Annotated in this window: 13 protein-coding genes and 3 pseudogenes; 11 read left to right on the top strand and 5 right to left on the bottom strand. The window is 68.3% G+C overall.

All coding sequences use genetic code 11. The annotated features are described in order from the left end of the window. Nucleotides 1-726, top strand: a pseudogene (locus tag ACFXC1_RS44460) (transposase); the annotation flags it as partial. A 154-nt stretch (nt 727-880) separates the two neighbouring features. Next, nucleotides 881-1,126, top strand: a pseudogene (locus ACFXC1_RS44455) (transposase family protein); the annotation flags it as partial. A 256-nt stretch (nt 1,127-1,382) separates the two neighbouring features. On the opposite strand, the gene ACFXC1_RS44450 reads toward ACFXC1_RS44455, so the two are convergent. The 4 genes from ACFXC1_RS44450 to ACFXC1_RS44435 all read right to left on the bottom strand — a co-directional run bounded on the left by ACFXC1_RS44450 (nt 1,383) and on the right by ACFXC1_RS44435 (nt 7,230). Further along, a complete protein-coding gene (locus ACFXC1_RS44450) occupies nt 1,383-2,060 on the bottom strand; it encodes a response regulator transcription factor (RefSeq protein WP_381254327.1) in 678 nt (225 codons plus the stop codon). Beyond that, nucleotides 2,057-3,235 carry a sensor histidine kinase gene (locus ACFXC1_RS44445; protein ID WP_381254325.1) on the bottom strand — a complete coding sequence of 393 codons (1,179 nt, stop codon included), beginning with the start codon at nt 3,233-3,235 and terminating at the stop codon, nt 2,057-2,059. The genes ACFXC1_RS44450 and ACFXC1_RS44445 overlap by 4 nt, the downstream gene beginning before the upstream one ends. A 176-nt stretch (nt 3,236-3,411) precedes the next feature. Further along, a complete protein-coding gene (locus ACFXC1_RS44440) occupies nt 3,412-5,667 on the bottom strand; it encodes an MMPL family transporter (RefSeq protein ID WP_381254322.1) in 2,256 nt (751 codons plus the stop codon). A gap of 918 nt (nt 5,668-6,585) precedes the next feature. Continuing rightward, nucleotides 6,586-7,230 carry an NAD(P)-dependent oxidoreductase gene (locus tag ACFXC1_RS44435; RefSeq protein ID WP_381254320.1) on the bottom strand — a complete coding sequence of 215 codons (645 nt, stop codon included), beginning with the start codon at nt 7,228-7,230 and terminating at the stop codon, nt 6,586-6,588. Between the two features lie 215 nt (nt 7,231-7,445). Between ACFXC1_RS44435 and ACFXC1_RS44430 the strand changes: the two genes are divergently transcribed. The 3 genes from ACFXC1_RS44430 (at nt 7,446) to ACFXC1_RS44420 (ending at nt 11,391) form a co-directional block, all read left to right on the top strand. Beyond that, nucleotides 7,446-8,348 (top strand): helix-turn-helix domain-containing protein, encoded by a 903-nt coding sequence (locus ACFXC1_RS44430; protein ID WP_381254318.1) that lies wholly within the window; start codon nt 7,446-7,448, stop codon nt 8,346-8,348. 740 nt (nt 8,349-9,088) lie between these two features. Then, complete coding sequence (locus ACFXC1_RS44425) at nt 9,089-9,370, top strand: hypothetical protein (RefSeq protein WP_381254315.1); 282 nt, start codon at nt 9,089-9,091, stop codon at nt 9,368-9,370. Next, a complete protein-coding gene (locus ACFXC1_RS44420; protein ID WP_381254313.1) occupies nt 9,367-11,391 on the top strand; it encodes a glycoside hydrolase in 2,025 nt (674 codons plus the stop codon). Before ACFXC1_RS44425 ends, ACFXC1_RS44420 begins: the two co-directional genes overlap by 4 nt. 106 nt (nt 11,392-11,497) lie before the next feature. Here the strand turns inward: ACFXC1_RS44420 and ACFXC1_RS44415 are convergent, their stop codons facing one another. After that, the gene (locus ACFXC1_RS44415) at nt 11,498-13,249 is read right to left on the bottom strand and encodes a glycoside hydrolase family 6 protein (RefSeq protein WP_381254310.1); all 1,752 of its coding nucleotides are present in this window, start codon (nt 13,247-13,249) and stop codon (nt 11,498-11,500) included. Nucleotides 13,250-14,056: 807 nt separating this feature from the next. Here ACFXC1_RS44415 and ACFXC1_RS44410 point away from each other — a divergent pair. The 6 genes and pseudogenes from ACFXC1_RS44410 to ACFXC1_RS44385 all read left to right on the top strand — a co-directional run bounded on the left by ACFXC1_RS44410 (nt 14,057) and on the right by ACFXC1_RS44385 (nt 21,702). Continuing rightward, entirely contained in the window at nt 14,057-16,975 is a 2,919-nt protein-coding gene (locus ACFXC1_RS44410) for a glycoside hydrolase family 48 protein (protein ID WP_381254307.1), read from the top strand. Nucleotides 16,976-17,215: 240 nt separating this feature from the next. Then, the gene (locus tag ACFXC1_RS44405) at nt 17,216-18,238 is read left to right on the top strand and encodes a LacI family DNA-binding transcriptional regulator (RefSeq protein WP_381254304.1); all 1,023 of its coding nucleotides are present in this window, start codon (nt 17,216-17,218) and stop codon (nt 18,236-18,238) included. A gap of 228 nt (nt 18,239-18,466) precedes the next feature. After that, a complete protein-coding gene (locus ACFXC1_RS44400) occupies nt 18,467-19,600 on the top strand; it encodes a glycoside hydrolase family 12 protein (protein WP_381254303.1) in 1,134 nt (377 codons plus the stop codon). A gap of 222 nt (nt 19,601-19,822) precedes the next feature. Then, the gene (locus ACFXC1_RS44395) at nt 19,823-20,635 is read left to right on the top strand and encodes an amidohydrolase family protein (RefSeq protein WP_381254300.1); all 813 of its coding nucleotides are present in this window, start codon (nt 19,823-19,825) and stop codon (nt 20,633-20,635) included. A gap of 176 nt (nt 20,636-20,811) precedes the next feature. Beyond that, nucleotides 20,812-21,000 (top strand): annotated as a pseudogene (locus ACFXC1_RS44390) (NF041680 family putative transposase); the annotation flags it as partial. Nucleotides 21,001-21,111: 111 nt separating this feature from the next. Beyond that, nucleotides 21,112-21,702, top strand: coding sequence for an AMIN-like domain-containing (lipo)protein (locus ACFXC1_RS44385; RefSeq protein WP_381254298.1), 591 nt, complete (start codon nt 21,112-21,114; stop codon nt 21,700-21,702). Nucleotides 21,703-21,717 lie beyond the last annotated feature (15 nt).

Below are 21,717 nucleotides of genomic sequence, written 5' to 3'. Positions count from 1 at the left end.
CGACCTGCCTCACGCCTTGGTCGAGTGGGTCACGATGCTCATCGTCACCCGTGAGGGTGACCGGCGGTGCACACTCCCGCCGCACCGCCGTGCGCCGGTCGCACTCGTGTACCTGCGTCGCCATGACACCCTCGCCCGTATCGCCAGAGCCTTCGGGATATCCGTCGGCACCGCCCACGCCTACGTCACCGCGGTCACCGGTCTGCTCGCCGAGCAGGCGCCGGGCCTGTTGAAGACGCTGCGCGTGCACGACCCGGACTTCGTCCTTCTGGACGGCACGCTCGCCGAGTGCGACCGCGTCGGCGACGGCAGGGCCGACTACTCCTCGAAACACAAGCGGCACGGGGTGAACGTGCAGGTCGTCACGGACCCGGCCGGTGAGATTCTGTGGCTGTCGCCGGCACTGCCGGGCCGCACCCATGATCTGACGGCCGCCCGCACCCACAAGATCCTCCGGATCTGCGCGCGCCAGGGTGTCCCCATCCTCGCCGACATGGCCTACATCGGTGCGGGCGACTGGGTCACCACCGCCAAGCGCCGCCCGCCGGGCGGTGAACTCACCCTCACCGAACGGACCGAGAACCGGGCCCTGTCCGCGCCCGGGCACCCGTCGAACGAGGCATAGCACGGCTGAAGTCCTGGCAGATCTTCCGCAGATCCCGCATCAGTCCCAACCGTATAAGCGTCATCACCAAGGCCGTCCTCACCCTGGAGAAGCAACGCTGAAAACGCTCAGTGATTTCACGCCGTTACGGACGGTGAGCCGTTTCCAACCTGGTTGGTAGGGGGTTGAGTTGACGCCAGGGCGGGTGCGGGAAGAGGTGAAGCTCCTGGTAAATGGGTTGTCGACCAAGAGCAACCTGTCCGGCCGGAGCTTCGTGTGCTTGTTTACCTGTCGGGACTCGATCTGTCGAGCTCGACCCTTCGATTCCTGTCCGGACTGCTGAGCGTCCGGCGCCGCGAACGCGGTACCCGGTAGCGTCGGCTCACACCGTGCTGCCAGGCCCGCCTGGCCCTGGCGCATCTTCGCTGCGGACACACCTATGCCCAGCCAGCTGCGGGTTTCGATGTCGGGGTCGCCACGGTCTACCGGTACGTCACCAAGGCGGTCGAGCTCCTGGCGTCCGGGCACCGCGGCGCGGATGCAGGCGCAGAGCCGTCCGTGCGTAGTCGGCCAGTTCCGGGTGCTCGTTCAGGAGCAACGCGCGCCGACGTGGCGTCGTATTCACCATCGTGCTGTCTCCCAAGGCCCTGCAGCCGTCATCCTGCGCGCAGCCTAGCTCGACGGCAGTCGGCCGTTGACGACGAGCCGTCCGATCCAGCTCGGCTCAGCTCGAAAAGCGCTCAGTGGAAACGGCGTGCCCCCTGCTTCCGCCGCCGTGCTACTCGCGCGAGCCCCTGACCAGGCCGGACTGGTAGGCCCGTACAACGAGTTGGGCCCGGTCCCGTACGTCGAGCTTCGTGATGGCGCGCTGGACATGACTGCGGACGGTCAGCGGACTCACGTAGAGCTTCTCGGCGATTTCGTCATTCGACAGTCCACCCGCCACCTCGGCGACCACCTCCCGCTCGCGCGCGGTGAGTTCGGGGAGCGCATCCGCGCTCTGCGCAGTGGGCCTGCCGGCTTCGGGGGCACTGAGGAAGCGGGAGATCAGCGCCCGAGTGGCGACGGGCGACAGGAGGGCGTCTCCGCCGGCCACCGTCCTTATGCCCGCGAAGAACTCCTCTGGTCCGATGCCCTTGCCGAGGAACCCCGATGCTCCCGCGCGGATGGCCTCGGCGACGTACTCGTCGGTCTCGAACGTGGTGAGCACCAGTACCTTGGTGGCGCGCAAGGTCTCGTCGGACGTGATCTCGGCCGTCGCCGCGAGCCCGTCGAGGACCGGCATGCGGATGTCCATCACGACGACGTCAGGGCGGGTGGCGCGGGCCAGGTCCACGGCCTCTCTCCCGTTGGCGGCCGCTCCCACGACGTCGAAGTCCTGGCTCAGATCGATCAGGATGCGGAACGTCCCCACGATGAGTGCCTGGTCGTCGGCGAGCAGTACGCGGATGGTCATGGGTGCGGTACCTCCTCGTGCGTCGGGTGCTGCGCCGTCTTGTGCGTCGGCAGTCCGAGCGTGACGGAGAAGCCGCCCTCCGGCCGCGGCCCGGCCTGGAGCCGGCCGCCCACGGAGTGAGCGCGTTCCCGCATGCCGATCAGTCCGTAGCCGGGCACACGACCCGGACTCGATGCGGGGAGGTCAGTGCGGCCGTCGTCGACGACGGTGACCGTCACCCAGTGCGGGGTGTACGCGAGATGTACCCGGGCGCCGACGGTACCCGCGTGCTTGGTGACGTTGGTCAGCGCTTCCTGGACGACCCGGTAGGCCGTCAGATCCACACCGGGCGACAACGGCTGCCTGTCCCCCTGGGTGCTCACCTCCACGCTCAGACCCGCACGTTCGAAGGAACTCAGCAGGTCCGGAAGCTGAGCGAGTCCGGGAGCCGGGTCCCGCGGAGAGTCGGTGTCATTGCGCTGGCGCAGCAGGCCGACGGTCGCCCGGAGTTCCCGCAGCGCTTCGTCGGTGGAGTCGCACAGGTTGTCCATCATCTCCGGCGCGCGCTCAGGATGATGACGCATGAGGTACGTGACCGTACGGGCCTGTGTGGCGGCGAGCGCAACATGATGGGCGACCACGTCGTGGAGCTCACGGGCCATCCGCACGCGTTCCTCGCTGACCCGGCGCAGGGCCTCCTCCTCGCGTGTGTGCTCGGCGAGCGTGGCCCGGGCCTCGGCGGCGGCGAGGTATTCGGTGTTGCTGCGCATCGCGTCTCCGACGGCCCCGGGAAGCAGCGTCCACGAGATCAGCCCGATGGTGAAGACCCCCCAGGAAACCCCTCCTGACCCGTGGGCCAATGAAGCCGCGAGCATGCTCGTGGTCGCCGCGACCGCTCCGATGCGGGCCGTACGTCGGTCGGTGCGAAGAGCCAGGAGGAAGAGCGACGCCAGACACGGCGCCTGGAGCAGGGGGTTGAGCTGGACGCCCGTGAGCGCCAGAACCAGCGCACAGGCGGTGGTGAGCCCGGTCGTCAGGCGTGGACGTTCACGGTGCAGGAAGAGGGATGCCGATCCCGCGATACCGATCACCACCACGAGGACATCGGGCACGCTCAGCCGCACGGGGTTCCCGGGCGGAATGGCGTCTCCGAGGAGAACCATGGCGAAGGTCGCCAGGGCCAGAGCGCAGTCCACCCCACGTGGGTGTCGACGGGAGGTGTTCCTCCACTCACTGATCATGATGGGGCTCTCCGCCGTGTCTGTCCTGTTTCCTGTCCCACCAGCATCCTCGCTGCCGGCCGCGACCCCCGGCGGGGCGGTGGGCGGCCCCCGGCCGGGAGCCGCCCACCGCTCCTTACGAGGGCAGACCGTCAGACGCGGCTCGGTTCGTGCTCGACGTCACCGGTCCCGGAGGCCGTGGCGAGGTCGAGCGGCCGGTTGAGTTTCTCACCTTCCGCGTCCACGTTGGGCAGGGCCTTCTGCAGCCAGCCCGGCAGCCACCAGGCCTTGTCCCCGAGGAGGGCGAGCAGGGCCGGGACGATGGCCATGCGGACGATGAACGCGTCGAAGAAGACAGCGGACGTCAGGCCGAGTCCCATCATCTTGATCGTCGATTCGCTGAGCCCGATGAACCCGGCGAAGACCGACATCATGATCACGGCTGCGGCCACGACGACCTTGCCGCTGTGCCGGAACCCCGTGACGATCGCCTCTCCGGGCCTCTCCCCGTGGACGTACGCCTCACGCATGCGTGTGACGAGGAAGACCTCGTAGTCCATGGCCAGGCCGAAGACCACGCCGATCAGGAAGACCGGCATCATGCTGGAGATCGGTCCCACGGTCTCGACGCCGAGCAGGTCGGCCAGCCAGCCCCACTGGAAGACCGCCACGATCACGCCCAAGGACGCGCACACCGACAGCAGGAAGCCGAGTGCCGCTTTCAGCGGAACGAGGATCGAGCGGAAGACCACCATGAGGAGCAGGAAGGCAAGGCCGACGACCACCGCGAGGTAGGGGAGAATCGCGCTGGTGACCTTGTCCGCCATGTCGATGTTGACGGCGGTGTTGCCGCTGACCAGCATGTCCGCGCCGGTGTCGGCCTTGATGGCGTCGGCTTCGTCCCGCATGGTGTGGACGAGATCCTTGGTCTCATTGCTGCTGGGGGCGGTCGAAGGGGTGACCGTGAGCATGGCGGTGTCGCCCGCCTTGTTGAACATGGGTCGCGTGACGCTGACGACGCCGTCCGTCGCCTTGAGATCGTCGGCGACGGTCGTGGCCGCGGCCTTGGGATCGTCGGATCCCCTGGCGTCCACCACGACGGTCAGCGGACCGTTGAAGCCGGGACCGAAGGCGTCGGACAGCGCGTCGTAGGCCCGGCGCTCGGTGGTCGACGTGGACTTGGCCTCGTCGCCCGGGTTGCCCAGTTCGAGATCGAGCGCTGGCAGCGCACAGGTACCCAGAGCCACCACCCCGAACAGGAGCACGAGCAGTGGGCGGCGGATCACGAAGCGCGCCCAGCGTGTGCCCAGACCCGGCTTCTCCTGCGGGTGGGCCTTGTGCGCGGAAGTCTCGGCCGACCTGCCTTCCCTGGCCTTCTTGTCCCTCTTGCGTACGGACCGGGACAACACGGCCCTCGGGGCGAAGCCGATCAGCGCGGGCAGCAGTGTCAGGGCGATCAGCACCGCGACCAGGACGGTGAACGCTGCGGCCAGACCCATCTTGGTGAGTATCGAGAGGCCGACGACGGACAGGCCGACGAGGGCGATGATCACGGTGAGGCCGGCGAACACCACCGCGGAACCCGCTGTGCCGACGGCCCGCCCGACGGCTTCCTCCGGGTCCCGGCCCTCCGCCCGTTCGGACCGGTAGCGGGAGAGGATGAACAGGGCGTAGTCGATGCCGACGGCGAGTCCGAGCATCAGCGCCAGTGTGGTGGTCGTGGACGAGAAACCGATGGTGCTGGCGAGCGCCGTGATGGCGGCGACGGCCGTACCGATGCCGAGCAGTGCGGTGACCAGCGGCAGGCCCGCTGCCACGAGGGACCCGAAGGTAATCAGCAGGATGACCGCCGCGGCGGCGACACCGATCAGCTCGGTGGCGGCGGACATCTCCATCGACGACAGAGCGTCGCCGCCGATCTCCACGGTCAGTCCGGCGTCCCGGGCGTCCTGCGCGGCTCCCTTGAGTGCGGAGGTCGTGGTGTCCGTGAGGTCGCTGCTCGGCTTCTTGTAGGTGATGGTGGCGTAGGCGGTGGTGCCGTCCTTGCTCACCGCGTGAGTCGTGAAGGGATCGAGGGCGCCTTGCACCTGGCTGCCGTCGGCGAGTTCGCTCACCGTGTGTTCGATCGCCGTCTTGTTGTCGGCCGCGGTGATCTTCTGTCCGTGGGGGGCGACGAAGACGAGCCGGGCGGTGGCCCCGTCGGAGCTGCCACTGTCGGGGAAGCGCTCGTCCAGGAGGTCGAAGGCCTTCTGGGATTCCGTACCGGAAATGGTGAACGAATCCTGGGGCGCGGCCGGGGCTTTGGCCGCGCCGAAGACGGCGACGGCGAGTATCGCCGCCCAGAGCAACAGGAACCAGTGCCGTTTACGGAACGACACTCGGCCCAGCCGATAGAGAAACGTGGCCACGAGGAAGGCTCTCCAGTCTGGATCTCGACAGTGGGCGACGTGCATCGATCCGCCTCGTGCGACAAGGCGGACGGATGCGGCCATCCTTCGGGGAGCGGTCCCTCATCGGCATCGTCGCTGGGCACGCAATCGCGGCTACTGCCGTATCAGGAGATTCGGTCAGGTCTGCGAGGCTCACGTAGTCCGTGGAGAGGACATGGCTCTGTGTCGACGGGTCCTACAGCCGGACTTGTATCGTTTTGACCGACAAGTACGACGGTGTGGTGCGGGGCGTGCGACGCGATGGGAGCGGCTGCGACGGGAACGGGAGTTGACGCGGGACAACCTCGCGCGCGACCGAGACGACGAGATCCAGGGTCCGACCCTGAAGCGGTCTGGCAGCCGACCCGACGAACGCGCCACGTCGGACACACGGTCTCAGCCCAGTCAAGGACTCGACGCACCAAGGGGAAGATCAGAGTGGGCGCCGCGGCGCGAGAGCATCGCCACCGACTGCTCGTCGGCCATGGACACCAGCCGCGGGGGCCCTGCACGCTCAGCACTCCACGGTCTCCAGGCCCACGACGTCACCTGCCACTTGATGTGCCTCACATGACGGTCGGATCCATCGCCAGGTCTTCGCCCCCGCTGAGATGACTTCCTGCAACCACTACGCCCTCGGCACGATCGCCCAGTGGCGGCATCACCTGGGCCGTCGCCGTCTACGAGTCCCCCTACGGCCGCCTGGCCATCCGCTGGGAGCAGCACACCTCGGGCATCACGGTGCACACCGGGGCGACGGCACTGATCGAATGCCCGGACGGAGACCAGCCTGGACACCGGACCACTGACCACGACACCGCGTCGTCCGACGGAACAGCCGGTGTCCCTCACGTCGCCGGGAGGGTGAGTCCGCCGGTGGGACCGACCGCCCCGGGCTCAGTTGCCCACAGTGAAACGCCGGTTGAGGTACCTGGGATTCTCGATCTCGTCGACGAGGGCGACGGCGTAGTCCTCGTAGGAGATGCGAGCCTGGCCGTCGTCCCCGGCGACGGGGTGGTCGAGGTCGGCGCGGTAGCGGCCGGTGCGCTCACCGGGCGCGAAGTGGACCGGCGGCGGGGAGAGGTAGGTCCAGGTCACCTCGTCGCCGAGGCGGAGATAGGCGTCGAGGGCCTGGATCTGGCCGACGGCATACGGCTTGTACTCCTCCGGAAAACCGGGGGCGTCGAAGAAGCGCACGCCGTCCTCGTTGAGCAGGCTGGCGCCGCCACCCATGTGCACGACACGCGGTCCTTTGGCACCCAGGTCCCGCACCGCAGCGGCGACCGTGGCCACGGCATCGGTGTACAGCCCGGCCTCCGGTCCGCCCACCGCCAGCACCAGCGCGTCCGCGTTCGCGGCGAGGCCGGCGACGGAGTCGAGGTCGGTGACGTCACCGGTCACCGCCCTTACATCGGCGGGGAGTTTGCCGACGCGGGAGAGGTCCCGGACGACGGCGGTGACCTCGTGACCGCGTGCGGCGGCCTCGGCCACGACTCGTGAGCCGGCTTTTCCGGCCGCTCCGAACACGACGATCCTGCTCATGGAATTCTTCTTCCTGTTGCTCTCGAACGTGCGTTGCCCAGGAACGGGCGGATGCGCGGGGCCAAAGACGATCATGAGGTCCAACGGCGGCTTCCATGGTCGGATGGCGACTCGTCACGGCCCGCGCTCGTCTCCACTCTCTCCCCCTCACCCCTTGGCCAGCGAGATAAGCTGGGGACCTCCTGTGGTCGAAAACGGACAGGAGTGAGATCGGAATGCCGACCGCGCACGCTGCCGTCCCGGACCGCACTAACGCTGACCCGATCCCGGGCTTCGGTTTCAATCCGCCGACGGCTCCCGTCCCCGGTATGGAGATCACCGACCTTGCCTCCCTGCACGACCGGATGCCTGACGGCGGCCTGGAGCGCATGCACCGGGTCGCTTTCCACACCCTCACGCTGATCACCGAGGGCAGCGGCGAGCACACCGTCGACTTCGTCACCTACCCCTGCCGCCCCGCCACCCTCCTGTGGATCCGCCCGGGCCAGGTCCAGCGTTTCGGCCGCCGCGGCATCATGAACGGCACGCATCTCCTGTTCACGCCCGCATTCCCGCCGCACGCGACGAGCGCCGACCGTCTGCTCGACGCGTGGTCCGGACCCACCTGCCGACAACTGGCCATCGGCCGGGACTACGCCGTCCTGTCCGCCCTGATGAACCAGATCCGCGCCGAGTTCACCCGCCCCGGCGGCGCGGCGTCGCAGGAGATCCTCCAACTCCAGCTCGCCACACTGCTGTTGCAGATCGACCGGCTGCCGCGCCATGGCGAGCGGGGAGGCCCGCAGGCGGGCGGAGAGGTCTACGCCCGGTTCCGCGCCGAACTGGAGCGCTCCTACACCGACACCCACAAGGCCGAGGACTACGCCCGACGCCTCGGATACAGCGTCAAGACCCTCACCCGCGTCTGCCTGGCCGCGACCGGTCAGCCCGCCAAACAGGTCATCGACGCCCGTGTCGCCCTGGAGGCGCAACGCCTGCTCTCCCACACCGACGAACCAGTCGCGAGGATCGCCCGCCGGCTGGGTTTCTCCGAACCCACCAACTTCGGAAAGTTCTTCGTCCGCCATACGGGCACCACCCCCGGCGACTTCCGCCGTACGCACAAAAGCCCGCGGTGATCCCGAGCTACCGGTCCTGTGCAGGGCTTCCCGAACCCGGGCCTTCACCGCCGTGATGAACCCTGACCGCCGGGCCCTCACAAGCACGGCCTGTTCAGTCGGTCTGCTGAGCGATTGTTTCGAGTCGGTCGACGTCCGACCTCTAGACGGCGCGCCTGGGCACGTCGGCTTTCCAGGTGGCTCGCAGGCATGGGTCGAGCATCACAGCTTCGCGCCAACCCGGTAGCCCTGCCGGACAAGCAGCAAGAAGAGGCCAACCACCCATCGCCTGAAGCGTCGGTGAGCCTCCGGGCGGCCTCACCGCGTCTCCGAAAACTTTCTACATACAGGCCGAATGATGCGAGAGGTATTGACGCCTCTCACGGGCCATCTACTATCCACAACGTCCGAAGCGCCGACGAGTGTTCGACATGGCGAATGGCGCCAGTCGGGGAGTCACGCCCGCCGCCCGAGCCCGGCAAGGCAGCACATCGATACAGACCCGATCGCAGTGCACCAGCTGGAACGAGGTGCTTGTCATGACTCGATCAACATCTCGATGTCGCAGAACACGGGGAACGGCCATCAGGCCATCCGACACCGCCGCTCCCCCCTCCCCGCAGGGGCAGCAGTCACGTACCCCTCGTCGGCCCCGACGCTGCACCACTCCCCCGGGCAGGCATCGTCGGCCGCCTGTCGCCCGAGCAACAGGACGTTCAACCGGCTCACCCGGACCTGCTGCGCCCGCACACCCATCCGGAATGCCTGCATCCCCGTCACCTGCCAACGGCGCCCGGGGCGTGCCGTATCCCACTCCCGACGCCGAGTCGACCGTCGACAGCGCGCCCGAACACGACCGGTACCGGCACGGCTTCCGCGCCGCGAGCGCGCACGTCCTGCGGGCCTGCCTGCCAGTACGCCAACGCCGGCATCCCCGTGAGACGTCCCGCCCCGGCGTGCGCACCACGTCACACGCCACAACCCACAACCCGCACCCGCACCCGCACCCGCACCCGCACCCGACCGTACGAGGAGAACCGTGAACCTACTGCGTAGACTCGGCCTGCGTCAGACTGCGGCCCTGGGCCTGCTGGCCGCCACGACACTGGTGGCGGCGGGCAATGCCACCGCCGCTCCCACCGCCGTCCGGGCCACCACTCTGGGCGCCCAAGCCGCCCAGTCCGGACGGTACTTCGGGGCCGCCGTCGCGGCCGGCAAACTCGGCGACGGGACGTACGCGACCATCCTGGACCGCGAGTTCAACATGGTCACGCCCGAGAACGAGATGAAGTGGGACACGACGGAACCGTCCCGCGGCTCGTTCAACTTCGGCCCCGCCGACCAGATCGTCAGCCACGCGACCGCCCACGGGCAGCGCCTGCGCGGACACACCCTCGTCTGGCACTCCCAACTGCCCGGCTGGGTCAGCGGTATCACCGACGCGAACACCCTGCGGACCGTGATGAACAACCACATCACCGGCGTCATGAACCACTACAAGGGCAAGATCTACGCCTGGGACGTGGTCAACGAGGCGTTCGCCGACGGCGGTAGCGGCCAACACCGCAGCTCGGTCTTCCAGAACGTGCTCGGCGACGGCTTCATCGAACAGGCCTTCCGTACCGCCCGCGCGGCCGACCCGGCGGCAAAGCTCTGCTACAACGACTACAACATCGAGAACTGGAGCGACGCCAAGACCCAGGGCGTCTACCGCATGGTGCGCGACTTCAAGTCGCGTGGCGTTCCCATCGACTGCGTCGGCCTCCAGGCCCACTTCGGCACCGGCGGGCCGCCCGCGAGTCTCCAGACCACGCTGTCGAACTTCGCCGCGCTCGGTGTGGACGTACAGATCACCGAACTCGACATCGCGCAGGCGCCCTCGGCCGCGTACACGAACACCGTCAAGGCATGCATGAACGTCGCCCGCTGCACCGGCATCACGGTGTGGGGCATCCGGGACAGCGACTCCTGGCGTACCGGCCAGAACCCGCTGCTGTTCGACAACGGCGGCAACAAGAAGCCCGCGTACAACGCGGTGTTGTCGGCTCTGGGAGGCACTGCCACCACGGCCCGCAGCGCCACGCCCCCAGGCCCCTCGGCCGCGGCCGCACTGCCGTCCTCCTTCTCCTGGAGCTCCAGCAGCGCCCTGATCGCCCCGAAGTCGGACGCGACGCACACCATCGCCGGCATCAAGGACCCGTCGGTCGTCTACTACAACGGCAAGTACCACGTGTTCGCCAGCACGGCGAGCGCCTCCGGATACAACCTCGTGTACCTGAGCTTCAGCGACTGGTCCCAGGCGGGCTCCGCCACGCACTACTACCTCGACCGCAGCGCCATCGGCACGGGATACCGCGCGGCTCCGCAGGTGTTCTACTACGCGCCGCAGCGCCTGTGGTACCTCGTCTACCAGACCGGGAACGCCTCGTACTCGACCAACGCGGACATCAGCAATCCCAACGGCTGGAGCGCCCCGCGGAACTTCTACTCCTCGATGCCGCCGATCATCGCGCAGAACATCGGCAACGGGTACTGGGTCGACATGTGGGTGATCTGCGACAGCGCCAACTGCTATCTGTTCTCCTCGGACGACAACGGGCACCTGTACCGCTCCCAGACGTCCGTCTCGCAGTTCCCCAGCGGTTTCACCAACACCGTCATCGCCGCCCAGGACGCCAACAAGTACGCCCTCTTCGAGGCGAGCAACGTGTACAAGGTGCAGGGCGGCAACCAGTACCTGCTCCTCGTCGAGGCCATCGGCTCGGACGGACGACGCTACTTCCGGTCCTTCACCTCCAGCGGTCTCGCGGGCTCGTGGACCGCGCTGGCCGCCTCCGAGAGCAACCCGTTCGCCCGGGCGGGCAACGTCACCTTCCCGAGCGGTGCCTGGACGAAGGACATCAGCCACGGTGAGATGATCCGCGCCGGCTACGACCAGACGCTGACCATCCCCGCCTGCAAGCTCCAGTACCTCTACCAGGGCCACGACCCGAACGCGAGCGGCGACTACGACACGCTGCCGTGGCGGCTCGGCCTGCTGACACAGACCAACTCCGCCTGCTGACCGCTCCCGGACGATCCCGCCGCCCGTGCGGCAGGGGATCCGCCGGGATCCGTCCCTCGGCAGGGTCGAGGAACGGATCCCGGCGGTCACACACCGCGTGAGCACATCACGGCAACGGCGGGTACGCGTTCTGGATCAGCTGCTGGAACTGGGCGGAGAACCAGTGTCCGGCCAGCGGCGAGTTCGGCAGCGCGCCCGTGGGGTTGTTGCCGTTGCGCGCGTTGCCGCCGTACGTCGGGTCGCACATCCGGTCGAAGCCCTTGCCCTCGTCGTTGGGAACTGCGGCACTGTTGCCGTCGGACTCCCCCGGCGGCTTGACCCACACGTAGGCGTCGATACCGGCGGCCGGAGCCGCGGTCGGCCGTTCGCCGATGCCCGCGCCGCCCTGGTTGCACCAGTTGCCGGCGTGGATCCGCCGGTCGACGCGGCTGCTGTCGACGTAGCCGTCCACAGTGGTCTGCGCCCCGGGACCGGTGGGCCGGGCTGTCCCGCCCCAGCCGTTGCGTGAGGTGTCGATCAGCATGCCGATCCCGGAGTCGAATCCGGACGCGACGAGCTTGCCGCGCAGCGCCTGGGCGAAGGACTGCTCGTCCACGTACTGGTTCCAGTCCACCCACTTCGACTGACGTACGGTCTGTCCGTTCACCGTGTCGGTGACCTTGAGGTACGGCTCCTTGGTGGGGCTGTAGTTCGCGGTGTTGACGATGAAGCCGGCCACGTCGTTCACGCTCGCGCCGTTCGACGTCGCGACCTTGTGGAACTCCTGCACCGCGGGATCGAGGTTGCTGTCCCAGCCGAGCCAGCCGTGGTGGGCGGCGTCGATGTAGTTGTAGACGTTGGGGATGGCACCCAGCTTGTCCAGGGCGTAGCCGACGCCCTTCTCGTAGTTGCCGTTGGACTTCATGGTCACGCAGGCGTCGGTGGTGGTGGGGGTGCCGCCAGCGTTGGTGACGAGGTTGGGCAGCGAGTCGGGCTCGATGACGGTGGCGACCCGCAGGCCTGCGTACTTGGGGTCGGACAAGATCGACGCGATGGGGTCGATGTACTGGGACTTGTACTTGTCGAGGTCGTTGGGTCCCAGTTCGCCGTTGGAGGCCAGGGCGGCGCAGTCGCGGCCGGGCAGGTCGTAGATGACGAGCTGGACGACGAGATCGCCGGACCCCTTCTGCTTGAGGGCCTCGTCGAGGTGGGCGCGCAGGCCCATGCCGCCGCCCACGCCGTTGATCGCGGCGATGCGGTCGAGCCAGACGGCGGTGGGCTGGCTGGCGATGCGGCTGCCGCCCGGTTCGGCGGCCGCCTTGGCGGACCACTCGGGGTTCACGTACACCTTGGCACCGGTGTAGGGGTTGTCGGCACGGCTGCCGGTGCCGCCGCCTCCACCGCCTCCTCCGGTGCCACCACCCGTACCGCCGCCGGTGCCGCCGCCGCTGCCGCCGCCGTTGTCGACGTTGCAGGCGACGCCGTCTAGCGTGAACGTGGCGGGCACGCTGTTGGTGCCGCTGTAGGAGCCGTTGAACCCGAAGCTGACCGAACCTCCGCTCGCGAGAGGGCCGTTGTAGCTCTCATTGGCGGCGGTGACGTCGGCACCGCTCTGGCTGAGCTTCGTGTTCCAGGCGTTCGTGACCTTCTGGTTGCCGGCATACGACCACTTCACCGACCAACTCGACTTGGCGGCCGCGTTGTTGGTGATGGTGACGGCGGCGGTGAAGCCGGTGTCCCACTGGCTCTGCACCTTGTAGTCGACGGTGCAGGGGATGGACGAGGTGGCGGCGCCGGCCTGGCCGACGAGGAACGCCGACCCCGTCGTCCCGGCGACCAGCGCCACGGCGACGAGCAGCGTTGTCCTGGTGTGACTCATGTGCGGGTGCTTCCTTCCTTGTGGGGGACTTGCGGACGAAGAGCGCGCGAACGGTCGCGCGAACGGTCGCGCGAACCCCTGCCCGGGGCACGCGTGACGTTGCGGTGATCGGTGAGCTGGTACGTCCGGCATCGCCTCGAAGACACCGCCTTCCTGCCGGTGTTTCGAGGCCTCCGTCGTAGCGGGAGGGGACGCCCGGTCAGATGCAGGGGCGCCCGGTCTGGCGCGAACGCGCCGACCGCCGACTGGCGTTCCCTACGGTTCGAGGCGGGATTTCATGCCCTGCGTCTCGTGGTGGGCCACCGCCACACCGGCAGCTTCGACGCGGCCCGGGGTTTCGTTCCCGGGCCGGATGACCGGCACCGTGCGGAGAATGTGCGGCGTTCGCGAAGTACGGCGGTGCGCTCGCGGATCGGTCGACCGCGCTGACCCGGAGTACGCATGCCCGGTGCACGCGGCCGTGGTTGCCCGGGCTGGGAACACCTGGTGGAACAGTGCGCGAGAGCGCGTCGCTGACTAAAAGTACCGAATGCGGGGGGTGTCGCATGAGCGAGTCCTTACAGCTTGGCGCGCCGCTACGGACGCGTCACTGATGGAACCGCTCCCACTGGTGGGGAGGAAGTTAGCGTCAACTGACGAGGTTTCATAGGGTCCTTGCGAAACTTTTCGCCGGATCGGATCAGTTCGAACTTTGAACGCCCCGGCATCTTGACCGTGCCCGCCTTCATCCTCACGATGGGAGCGCTCCCACTGGATTCAGGCCTTTGCACCTCTCCGTGAGTCGCGTGACGCAAGGAGGAACAGCACATGGATCCCGGACGCAAACGAAGAGCCGCAGGCCGGCTCTGGACCGCCGTCGCCGCCGCGTTCGCCCTGCCCCTGACGATGCTCGCCACCGGCACGACCACCGCGAACGCGGCGACCGTGCAGTGCAGCGTCGACTACAAGACCAACGACTGGGGTTCCGGCTTCACCGCCGACCTCACCCTCACCAACCGCGGCATCGCGGCCCTCGACGGCTGGACCCTGACCTACGGCTACTCGGGCAACCAGAAGCTCTCGAACGGGTGGAACGGCATCTGGTCGCAGTCCGGTCAGTCGATCACCGTGCAGAACGCCTCCTACAACGGCACCGTCGCCCCGGGCGCCGCAGTTTCGGCGGGAGCGCAGTTCGGCTACAGCGGCACCAACAGCGCGCCGACCAACTTCGCGGTCAACGGCACCAGTTGCACCGGCGCACATCAACCGCCCATCACCGTGCTGACCAGCCCGGCCGCCGGCGCGGTCTACTCGCGCGGGGACGCCGTGCCGCTCGCGGCAACTGCGTCGGCCGCGGACGGCGCGACGATCGGCAAGGTGGACTTCTACGACGACACCACCCTGTTGGGCACCGACACCAGCGCGCCCTACACGTACTCCACCTCTGGCTTGACCGTGGGCAGTCACTCCCTGACAGCCAAGGCGTACGACAGTCTGGGCGCGTCCGCGGAGTCCACCCCGGTCGGCATCACCGTCGCCGCGGGTCCCGCCATCGTGTCCTCGACCTCCCAACTCGCCGTCCAGCAGGTCAAGACGGCAACATACGACGTGAAGCTCTCGACCCGGCCGTCGGCGAACGTGACCGTGACAACCGCCCGGACCGCCGGCAACACGGGCCTGTCGGTGAGTGGCGGGACCTCGCTCGTCTTCACGCCGTCGAACTGGAACACCACGCAGAAAGTGACGGTCTCGGCGGACTCCTCCGGGACCGGAGCGGCGACCTTCGAGTCGGCCGCGGCCGGGTACGGCAGCGCGTCGGTGACAGTCACCCAGATCGCGGCATCCAAGACGTACGACGCCCGGTTCCTGGACCTCTACGGGAAGATCACCAACCCGGCGAACGGCTACTTCTCCCCTCAGGGCATCCCCTACCACTCGGTGGAGACCCTGATCGTCGAGGCGCCGGACCAGGGGCACGAGACCACGTCGGAGGCGTACAGCTACCTGCTGTGGCTCCAGGCCATGTACGGCAAGGTGACGGGCGACTGGTCCAAGTTCAACGGCGCCTGGGCCCTCATGGAGAAATACATGATCCCCACCCACGTTGACCAGCCGACCAACTCCTTCTACAACGCGTCCAAACCGGCCACCTACGGGCCCGAGGCGGACACGCCGGACCAGTATCCGACGGCACTCGACCCGTCCGTGCCGGTCGGTTCGGACCCGCTCGCAGGCGAGCTGAAGTCGACCTACTCCACGGACGACGTCTACGGCATGCACTGGCTGGAGGACGTCGACAACACCTACGGCTACGGCGACACACCGGGCGGCGGGTGCGAGGCGGGACCGGCGGCGAGCGGGCCGTCGTACATCAACACCTTCCAGCGCGGACCGCAGGAGTCCGTGTGGGAGACGGTGCCGCAGCCGACCTGCGACGCCTTCAAGTACGGCGGTAAAAACGGCTACTTGGACCTCTTCACCGGTGACTCCTCGTACGCCAGGCAGTGGAAGTACACCGACGCTCCCGACGCCGACGCGCGGGCCGTGCAGGCCGCGTACTGGGCCGACACCTGGGCCAAGGAACAGGGCAAGGGCGCCGACGTCTCCGCGACCGTCGGCAAGGCGGCCAAGATGGGCGACTACCTGCGCTACGCCATGTACGACAAGTACTTCAAGAAAATCGGCAACTGCGTCGGACCGTCCACCTGCCCGGCCGGCACCGGCAAGAACGCCTCCGACTATCTGCTGTCCTGGTACTACGCGTGGGGCGGCTCCGCCGACACCACCGGGGGCTGGGCCTGGCGGATCGGATCCAGCTACGCCCACAGCGGATACCAGAACCCGCTCGCCGCATACGCGCTCAGCGCCGACGCCGACCTGAAGCCCAAGTCGTCGACCGGCGCGGCCGACTGGGGCAAGTCGCTCCAGCGGCAACTGGAGTTCTACCGCTGGCTCCAGTCGGACGAAGGCGCCATCGCCGGCGGCTCGACCAACAGCTGGGCGGGCCGCTACGCGACCCCGCCGACGGGGACATCCACGTTCTACGGCATGTACTACGACCAGCAGCCCGTCTACCACGACCCGCCGTCCAACCAGTGGTTCGGCTTCCAGGCGTGGTCGATGGAACGGGTCGCCGAGTACTACCAGCAGACGGGAAACGCGAGCGCGAAAGCCGTCCTCGACAAGTGGGTGGCGTGGGCGCTGTCCAAGACCACCATCAACCCGGACGGCACGTATCTGATCCCCTCGACGCTGCAGTGGTCGGGGCAGCCCGACACATGGAACGCGTCAAGTCCCGGAACCAATACGGGACTTCATGTCACCGTCGCCGACTACACGAACGACGTGGGCGTGGCCGCCGCGTATGCCAAGACGCTGACGTACTACGGCGCCAAGTCCGGTGACGCGAAGGCGAAGTCGACGGCGAAGGCGCTGCTGGACGGGATGTGGGGCAACTACCAGGACAGTCTGGGCATCGCCGTTCCGGAGACCCGCACCGACTACAACCGGTTCAACGATCCGGTCTACGTGCCGAGCGGATGGACCGGCAAGATGCCGAACGGCGAGGCCATCAACTCGTCCTCGACGTTCGCCTCGATCCGGGCCTTCTACAAGAGCGACCCGGCCTGGTCGAAGGTCGAGGCCTATCTGAAGGGCGGCGCCGCGCCCGTCTTCACCTACCACCGGTTCTGGGCCCAGGCGGACATCGCCCTGGCCATGGGCTCGTACGCGGAGCTGCTTGAGTAGCCCCCGTCGGCGCTCCGCGTACGGACCCCGTCACCGGACGACGGGGTCACCGGCCGGGCGGCCCTCACCCGCGCAGGGGGCTGCCCGGCCATCCCAAGACCAGTTCGGGGCACTCGCAAAACGGGAGCGCTCCCAATCCATGAAGAGAGGCCAACCCCGCCTGCAACTATGCCAGCGGTGAATTCGTGTGCTCGTCCCCCTCCGGCCGGTAAGATCGGTGATCTCTTGGGGGAGGTGGTCATGGGCAGGCGACGCCCGGGGGCACCGACGCTGGAAGAGGTGGCCGCCCACGCGCGGGTGGGGCGGGGCACGGTCTCCCGCGTCATCAACAACGCGGCGGGCGTGAAGGATTCGACGCGCCGGGCGGTTCAGCAGGCCATCGAGGAACTGGGTTACGTGCCCAATCTCGCGGCCCGTTCGCTGGCGGGACGGCGGGCCGACGCCGTCGCCCTGGTCATGACGGAGCCGGACTGGCGGCAGTTCGCCGAACCCTTCTTCTCCGAGATCGTCAACTCGCTCGGGAACGCGCTGACAGACACCGGAATGCAACTGCTGCTGACCCTGGTCCGCTCGGACACCGAGCGGCAGCGCTTCCTCGAGTACGCGCGCGGCGGCCGGGTGGACGGTGTCCTGCTGATGTCCGTGCACGCCGACGACCCCCTGCCGGACATGCTCGCCGAGGCCCGGCTGCCGACCGTGCTGCTGGGACGCCGTTCCGGAGAGGAGTACGTCAGCTACGTCGACGCGGACAACATCGGCGGCGCACGCAGCGCCGTCTCCCATCTCGTCCAACGAGGCCGCAGAGTCATCGCCACCATCACGGGGCCGCTCGACCTGTACGCCGCCCAGTGCCGGCTGCGCGGCTACGAAGAGGCCCTCAAGCTCGCGGGATTGCAGGGCGGGCCGACCCTCGCCGCCGAAAGCGACTTCACGGCGGACAGCGGGCGCCGCGCCATGGCCGAGCTCCTCGATCGGCATCCGGACATCGACGGCGTCCTCGCCGCGTCGGACACCACGGCAGCGGGCGCTCTGGAGGCCCTGCGCGCGGCCGGACGCCGGGTGCCCGAGGACGTCGCCGTCATCGGCTTCGACGACTTTCCGCTGGCCCAGCAGACCGAACCACGACTGACGACGGTGCGTCAGCCGATCGAGGAGATCGGGCGGGCCATGATCCGGCTGCTCCTGGAGGAGATGGAGGAGGGCGCGGTGGCCTGGCGTCACGTCATCCTCCGTACCGAGCTCGTGGTTCGCGACTCGACCTGACGTCCGTCGCCACATCCGCGGGGAAAGCACCGCGGGTCGGCGCGCCGTGTCTCGTCCCCGCGTCCGACCTGCGCCTCCGAAATCGGTTCAACGGGTTCACGCGCACAGTCTTGTCATGGACCTGGACCATCCCTACAGTCCTGGCGAGCCAAGGTTTGGGAGCGCTCCCATTCAGATAGTCGCGGGAGCACCACCCCACTACCCCCCATCCCTCTGAAGAGGATCCGCATGCGTCCTTCACCGCACCATGCCCGCAGCGCGCGTGGCCTGCTCGGCGCGCTGCTCACCTCGCTCGTCTCACTCGCCGCACTTCTGACCACGGCGTCGGCGGCACAGGCCGACACCACGATCTGCCAGCCCTTCGGCACGACGACCGTCCAGGGCCGCTACGTGGTCCAGAACAACCGCTGGGGCACCAGCGCCGCCCAGTGCATCACCGCGACCGACTCGGGGTTCAGGATCACCCAGGCCGACGGATCCGTCCCCACGAACGGCGCTCCGAAGTCGTACCCGTCCGTCTACAACGGCTGCCACTACACCAACTGCTCCCCGGGCACCAACCTTCCCGCGCAGCTCAGCACCGTCTCCACCGCGCCCTCGAGCATCTCCTACGGCTATGTGAACGACGCGGTGTATGACGCCGCGTACGACATCTGGCTCGACCCGACGCCACGCACAGACGGCGTCAACAGGACCGAGATCATGATCTGGTTCAACAAGGTCGGATCCATCCAGCCCATCGGCTCCCCGGTCGGCAACACCACAGTGGGCGGGCGCGACTGGCAGGTGTGGTCCGGCAACAACGGCTCGAACGACGTCCTGTCGTTCGTCGCCCCCTCGGCACTCACCAGCTGGTCCTTCGACGTCATGGACTTCGCCCGACAGGCGGTCTCGCGCGGACTCGCGCAGAACAACTGGTATCTGACGAGTGTTCAGGCCGGCTTCGAGCCCTGGCAGAACGGCGCCGGACTCGCCGTGACCTCGTTCTCCTCCACCGTCAACACCGGGTCCTCCGGTGGCGGCACGGGCAACCCCGGCGGCTCCGCGGCCTGCAAGGTGGCGTACGCGACGAACGTCTGGCAGGGCGGCTTCACGGCCGACGTCACCATCACCAACACCGGCTCCTCCCCCGTCAGCGGCTGGCAGCTCGCGTTCACCCTCCCCTCCGGGCAACGGATCACCAACGCCTGGAACGCGAACCTGTCCTCGTCCTCGGGAGCCCTCACGGCAAGCAACGTGAGCCACAACGGCCAGATCGCGGCCGGCGGCCAGGTGACCTTCGGATTCCAGGGCACCACCGATGGAGCCTTCGCCAAACCCTCCGGTTTCAACCTGAACGGGACGGCCTGCACCACCGTCTGACACACGTTCAGTCTCCGGTGCCCGCCTGTCCGTCACTCCGACCGGCGGGCACCGGAGACCACATGGAAACGGCGAACCATCTCCGGGCGGTCGCACACGTGACACACGTCGATCTGCGGAGCGGCCCCGGCGCCGGCACTCCGAGGTTAGGGTCGCGACAAGCGACCGCTCAGCCCTCCGGAAGCAGTGCGGTCGGCGGCACCGGGAGAGGCAGGGAGTCTCATGGCGGTCATCGACGCGTGGATGCAGCACCCCACGCTCCGTCACTCCAACCACGAGATGTTCGCGTCGTTACGCCGGTGGACGGGCGGAGGTCTGCTGGAGGAGCCGTTGCCGGTGAAGGCCACGGTGGCCGCGATGGCCGCGGCGGACGTCGAAATCGGCCTGTCGGCGGCCTGGTACGGACCCCATGGGCCACTGATCAGCAACGACGAGGTGGCGGAGTTCGTCGCCCAGTCACAGGGACGGCTGCGCGGGGTGGCCGGCGCGGACCTCACCCGCCCGGTCCGGGCGGTAAGGGAACTGCGCCGCGCCGTGGAGGAACTCGGCTTCGTGGCCCTGCGCATCGTGCCCTGGCTGTGGCAACTCCCGCCCACCGACCGGCTGTACTACCCGCTGTACGCCGTCTGCGTCGACCTCGGCATCCCCTTCTGCACCCAGGTCGGCCACACCGGCCCGCTGCGGCCGTCCGAAACGGGCCGCCCCATCCCCTACGTCGACCAGGTCGCCCTCGACTTCCCCGAATTGACCATCGTGTGCGGGCACATCGGGTATCCGTGGACCACGGAAATGATCGCGGTGGCCGACAAGCACGCCAACGTGTACATCGACACCAGCGCCTACACCGCCCGCCGTTACCCCCGCGAGCTGGTCGACTATTTGCGCGGCCGGGGACGCGGGAAGGTGCTGTTCGGCACCAACTACCCCATGATCACTCCGGTAAAGGCCCTGGAGCACCTTGGTGAACTGGGCCTGGACGACGAGGCGACCGAACTGTTCCTGTCCGGCAACGCTCGACGGATCTTCAGCCTCTGAGCCCACCGGGTGAGCTCTGAACGACGGCGTCTGCCTCCTTCACAGCGGCCACCGGGTTCGTCACGACGGTCCGTTCGTCCGTTCCGGCGCGACGCCTGGGCGGTCGGTCTCGACAGACTTCCGCGCGGGCATGAGGCGGACAAGCGTGCGGTACGCAGCTTGGCGTTCAACGTCAATGCGCCCGCGGACCAAGCATTGGCTCTCCTGTCCCGCTTTCGGCGTTGAACAGCGAGAACGTTGACGTGCCCCGGCTACAGCAGATGCAGGCTGGTCTCCCGATGTCGCGGGCCGCCGACGGGCGCCTGGTCCTGGCCTTCGATGTCAGCAACCGGCTCCGCCCCAACGCGCCAACCACGGGGAATCGTACGGTCGGCAAGATTCCCCATTTGTCCCGTCTGGCGTACAACCTTCCGACGCCGCGAGCTGTCCCACCCGGTGTCAGATCTTCGCGACCAGGCACGACCGAGGGGGACATGATGCGAGGAATCAGAGCGGCAATGGCGGCGCTCGTGCTCGCGGGCGCCATGCTGGGGACGACGGCGAGTACCGCGGGCGCGGCCCCGGCGGTGAACTCGCGCGCCGCGGCGGCCTGCCCGACCGGCTGGGGCAGCGGCGCCAAGGGCGGTGCCGCCGTAGGAGCCGATCACCTGACGGACGTCAGGACCGGACGGCACGAGTGCTACGACCGCATCGTGTTCGACGTGCCCGGCGGCGGCCGGATCAGCTACCACGTCCAGTACGTGGACGGGTTCTACGCGGACCCGTCGGGCCAGTACATCCCGGTCGCCGGTGGGGCGATCCTCGAAATCCGCGTCGGCGCGTGGAGCTACGACCTGGAGGCCGGTGTGCCGACCTACCCGGGCCAGGTGGGAAAGCCCCTGCCCGGCGTGAACGTCAGCGGGTACAGCACCTTCCGGGACACCCGGTTCGGCGGCACCTCCGAGGGCCAGACGCAGGTCGCTCTGGGTGTGCGCGCCCGACTGCCGTTCCGCGTGCTCCAGTTGGACGACCGGGTCGTGGTGGACGTGGCCCACAGCTGGACGAGCCAGGCCTTGCCGGCGCGGTAGGGGAGGGCGGGGCTG

Source organism: Streptomyces hokutonensis (assembly GCF_042751305.1).
Taxonomy (GTDB): domain Bacteria; phylum Actinomycetota; class Actinomycetes; order Streptomycetales; family Streptomycetaceae; genus Streptomyces; species Streptomyces hokutonensis_A.
Note: the sequence above shows the minus strand (reverse complement) of the source record. Positions and strands in the feature narration are given on the sequence as shown.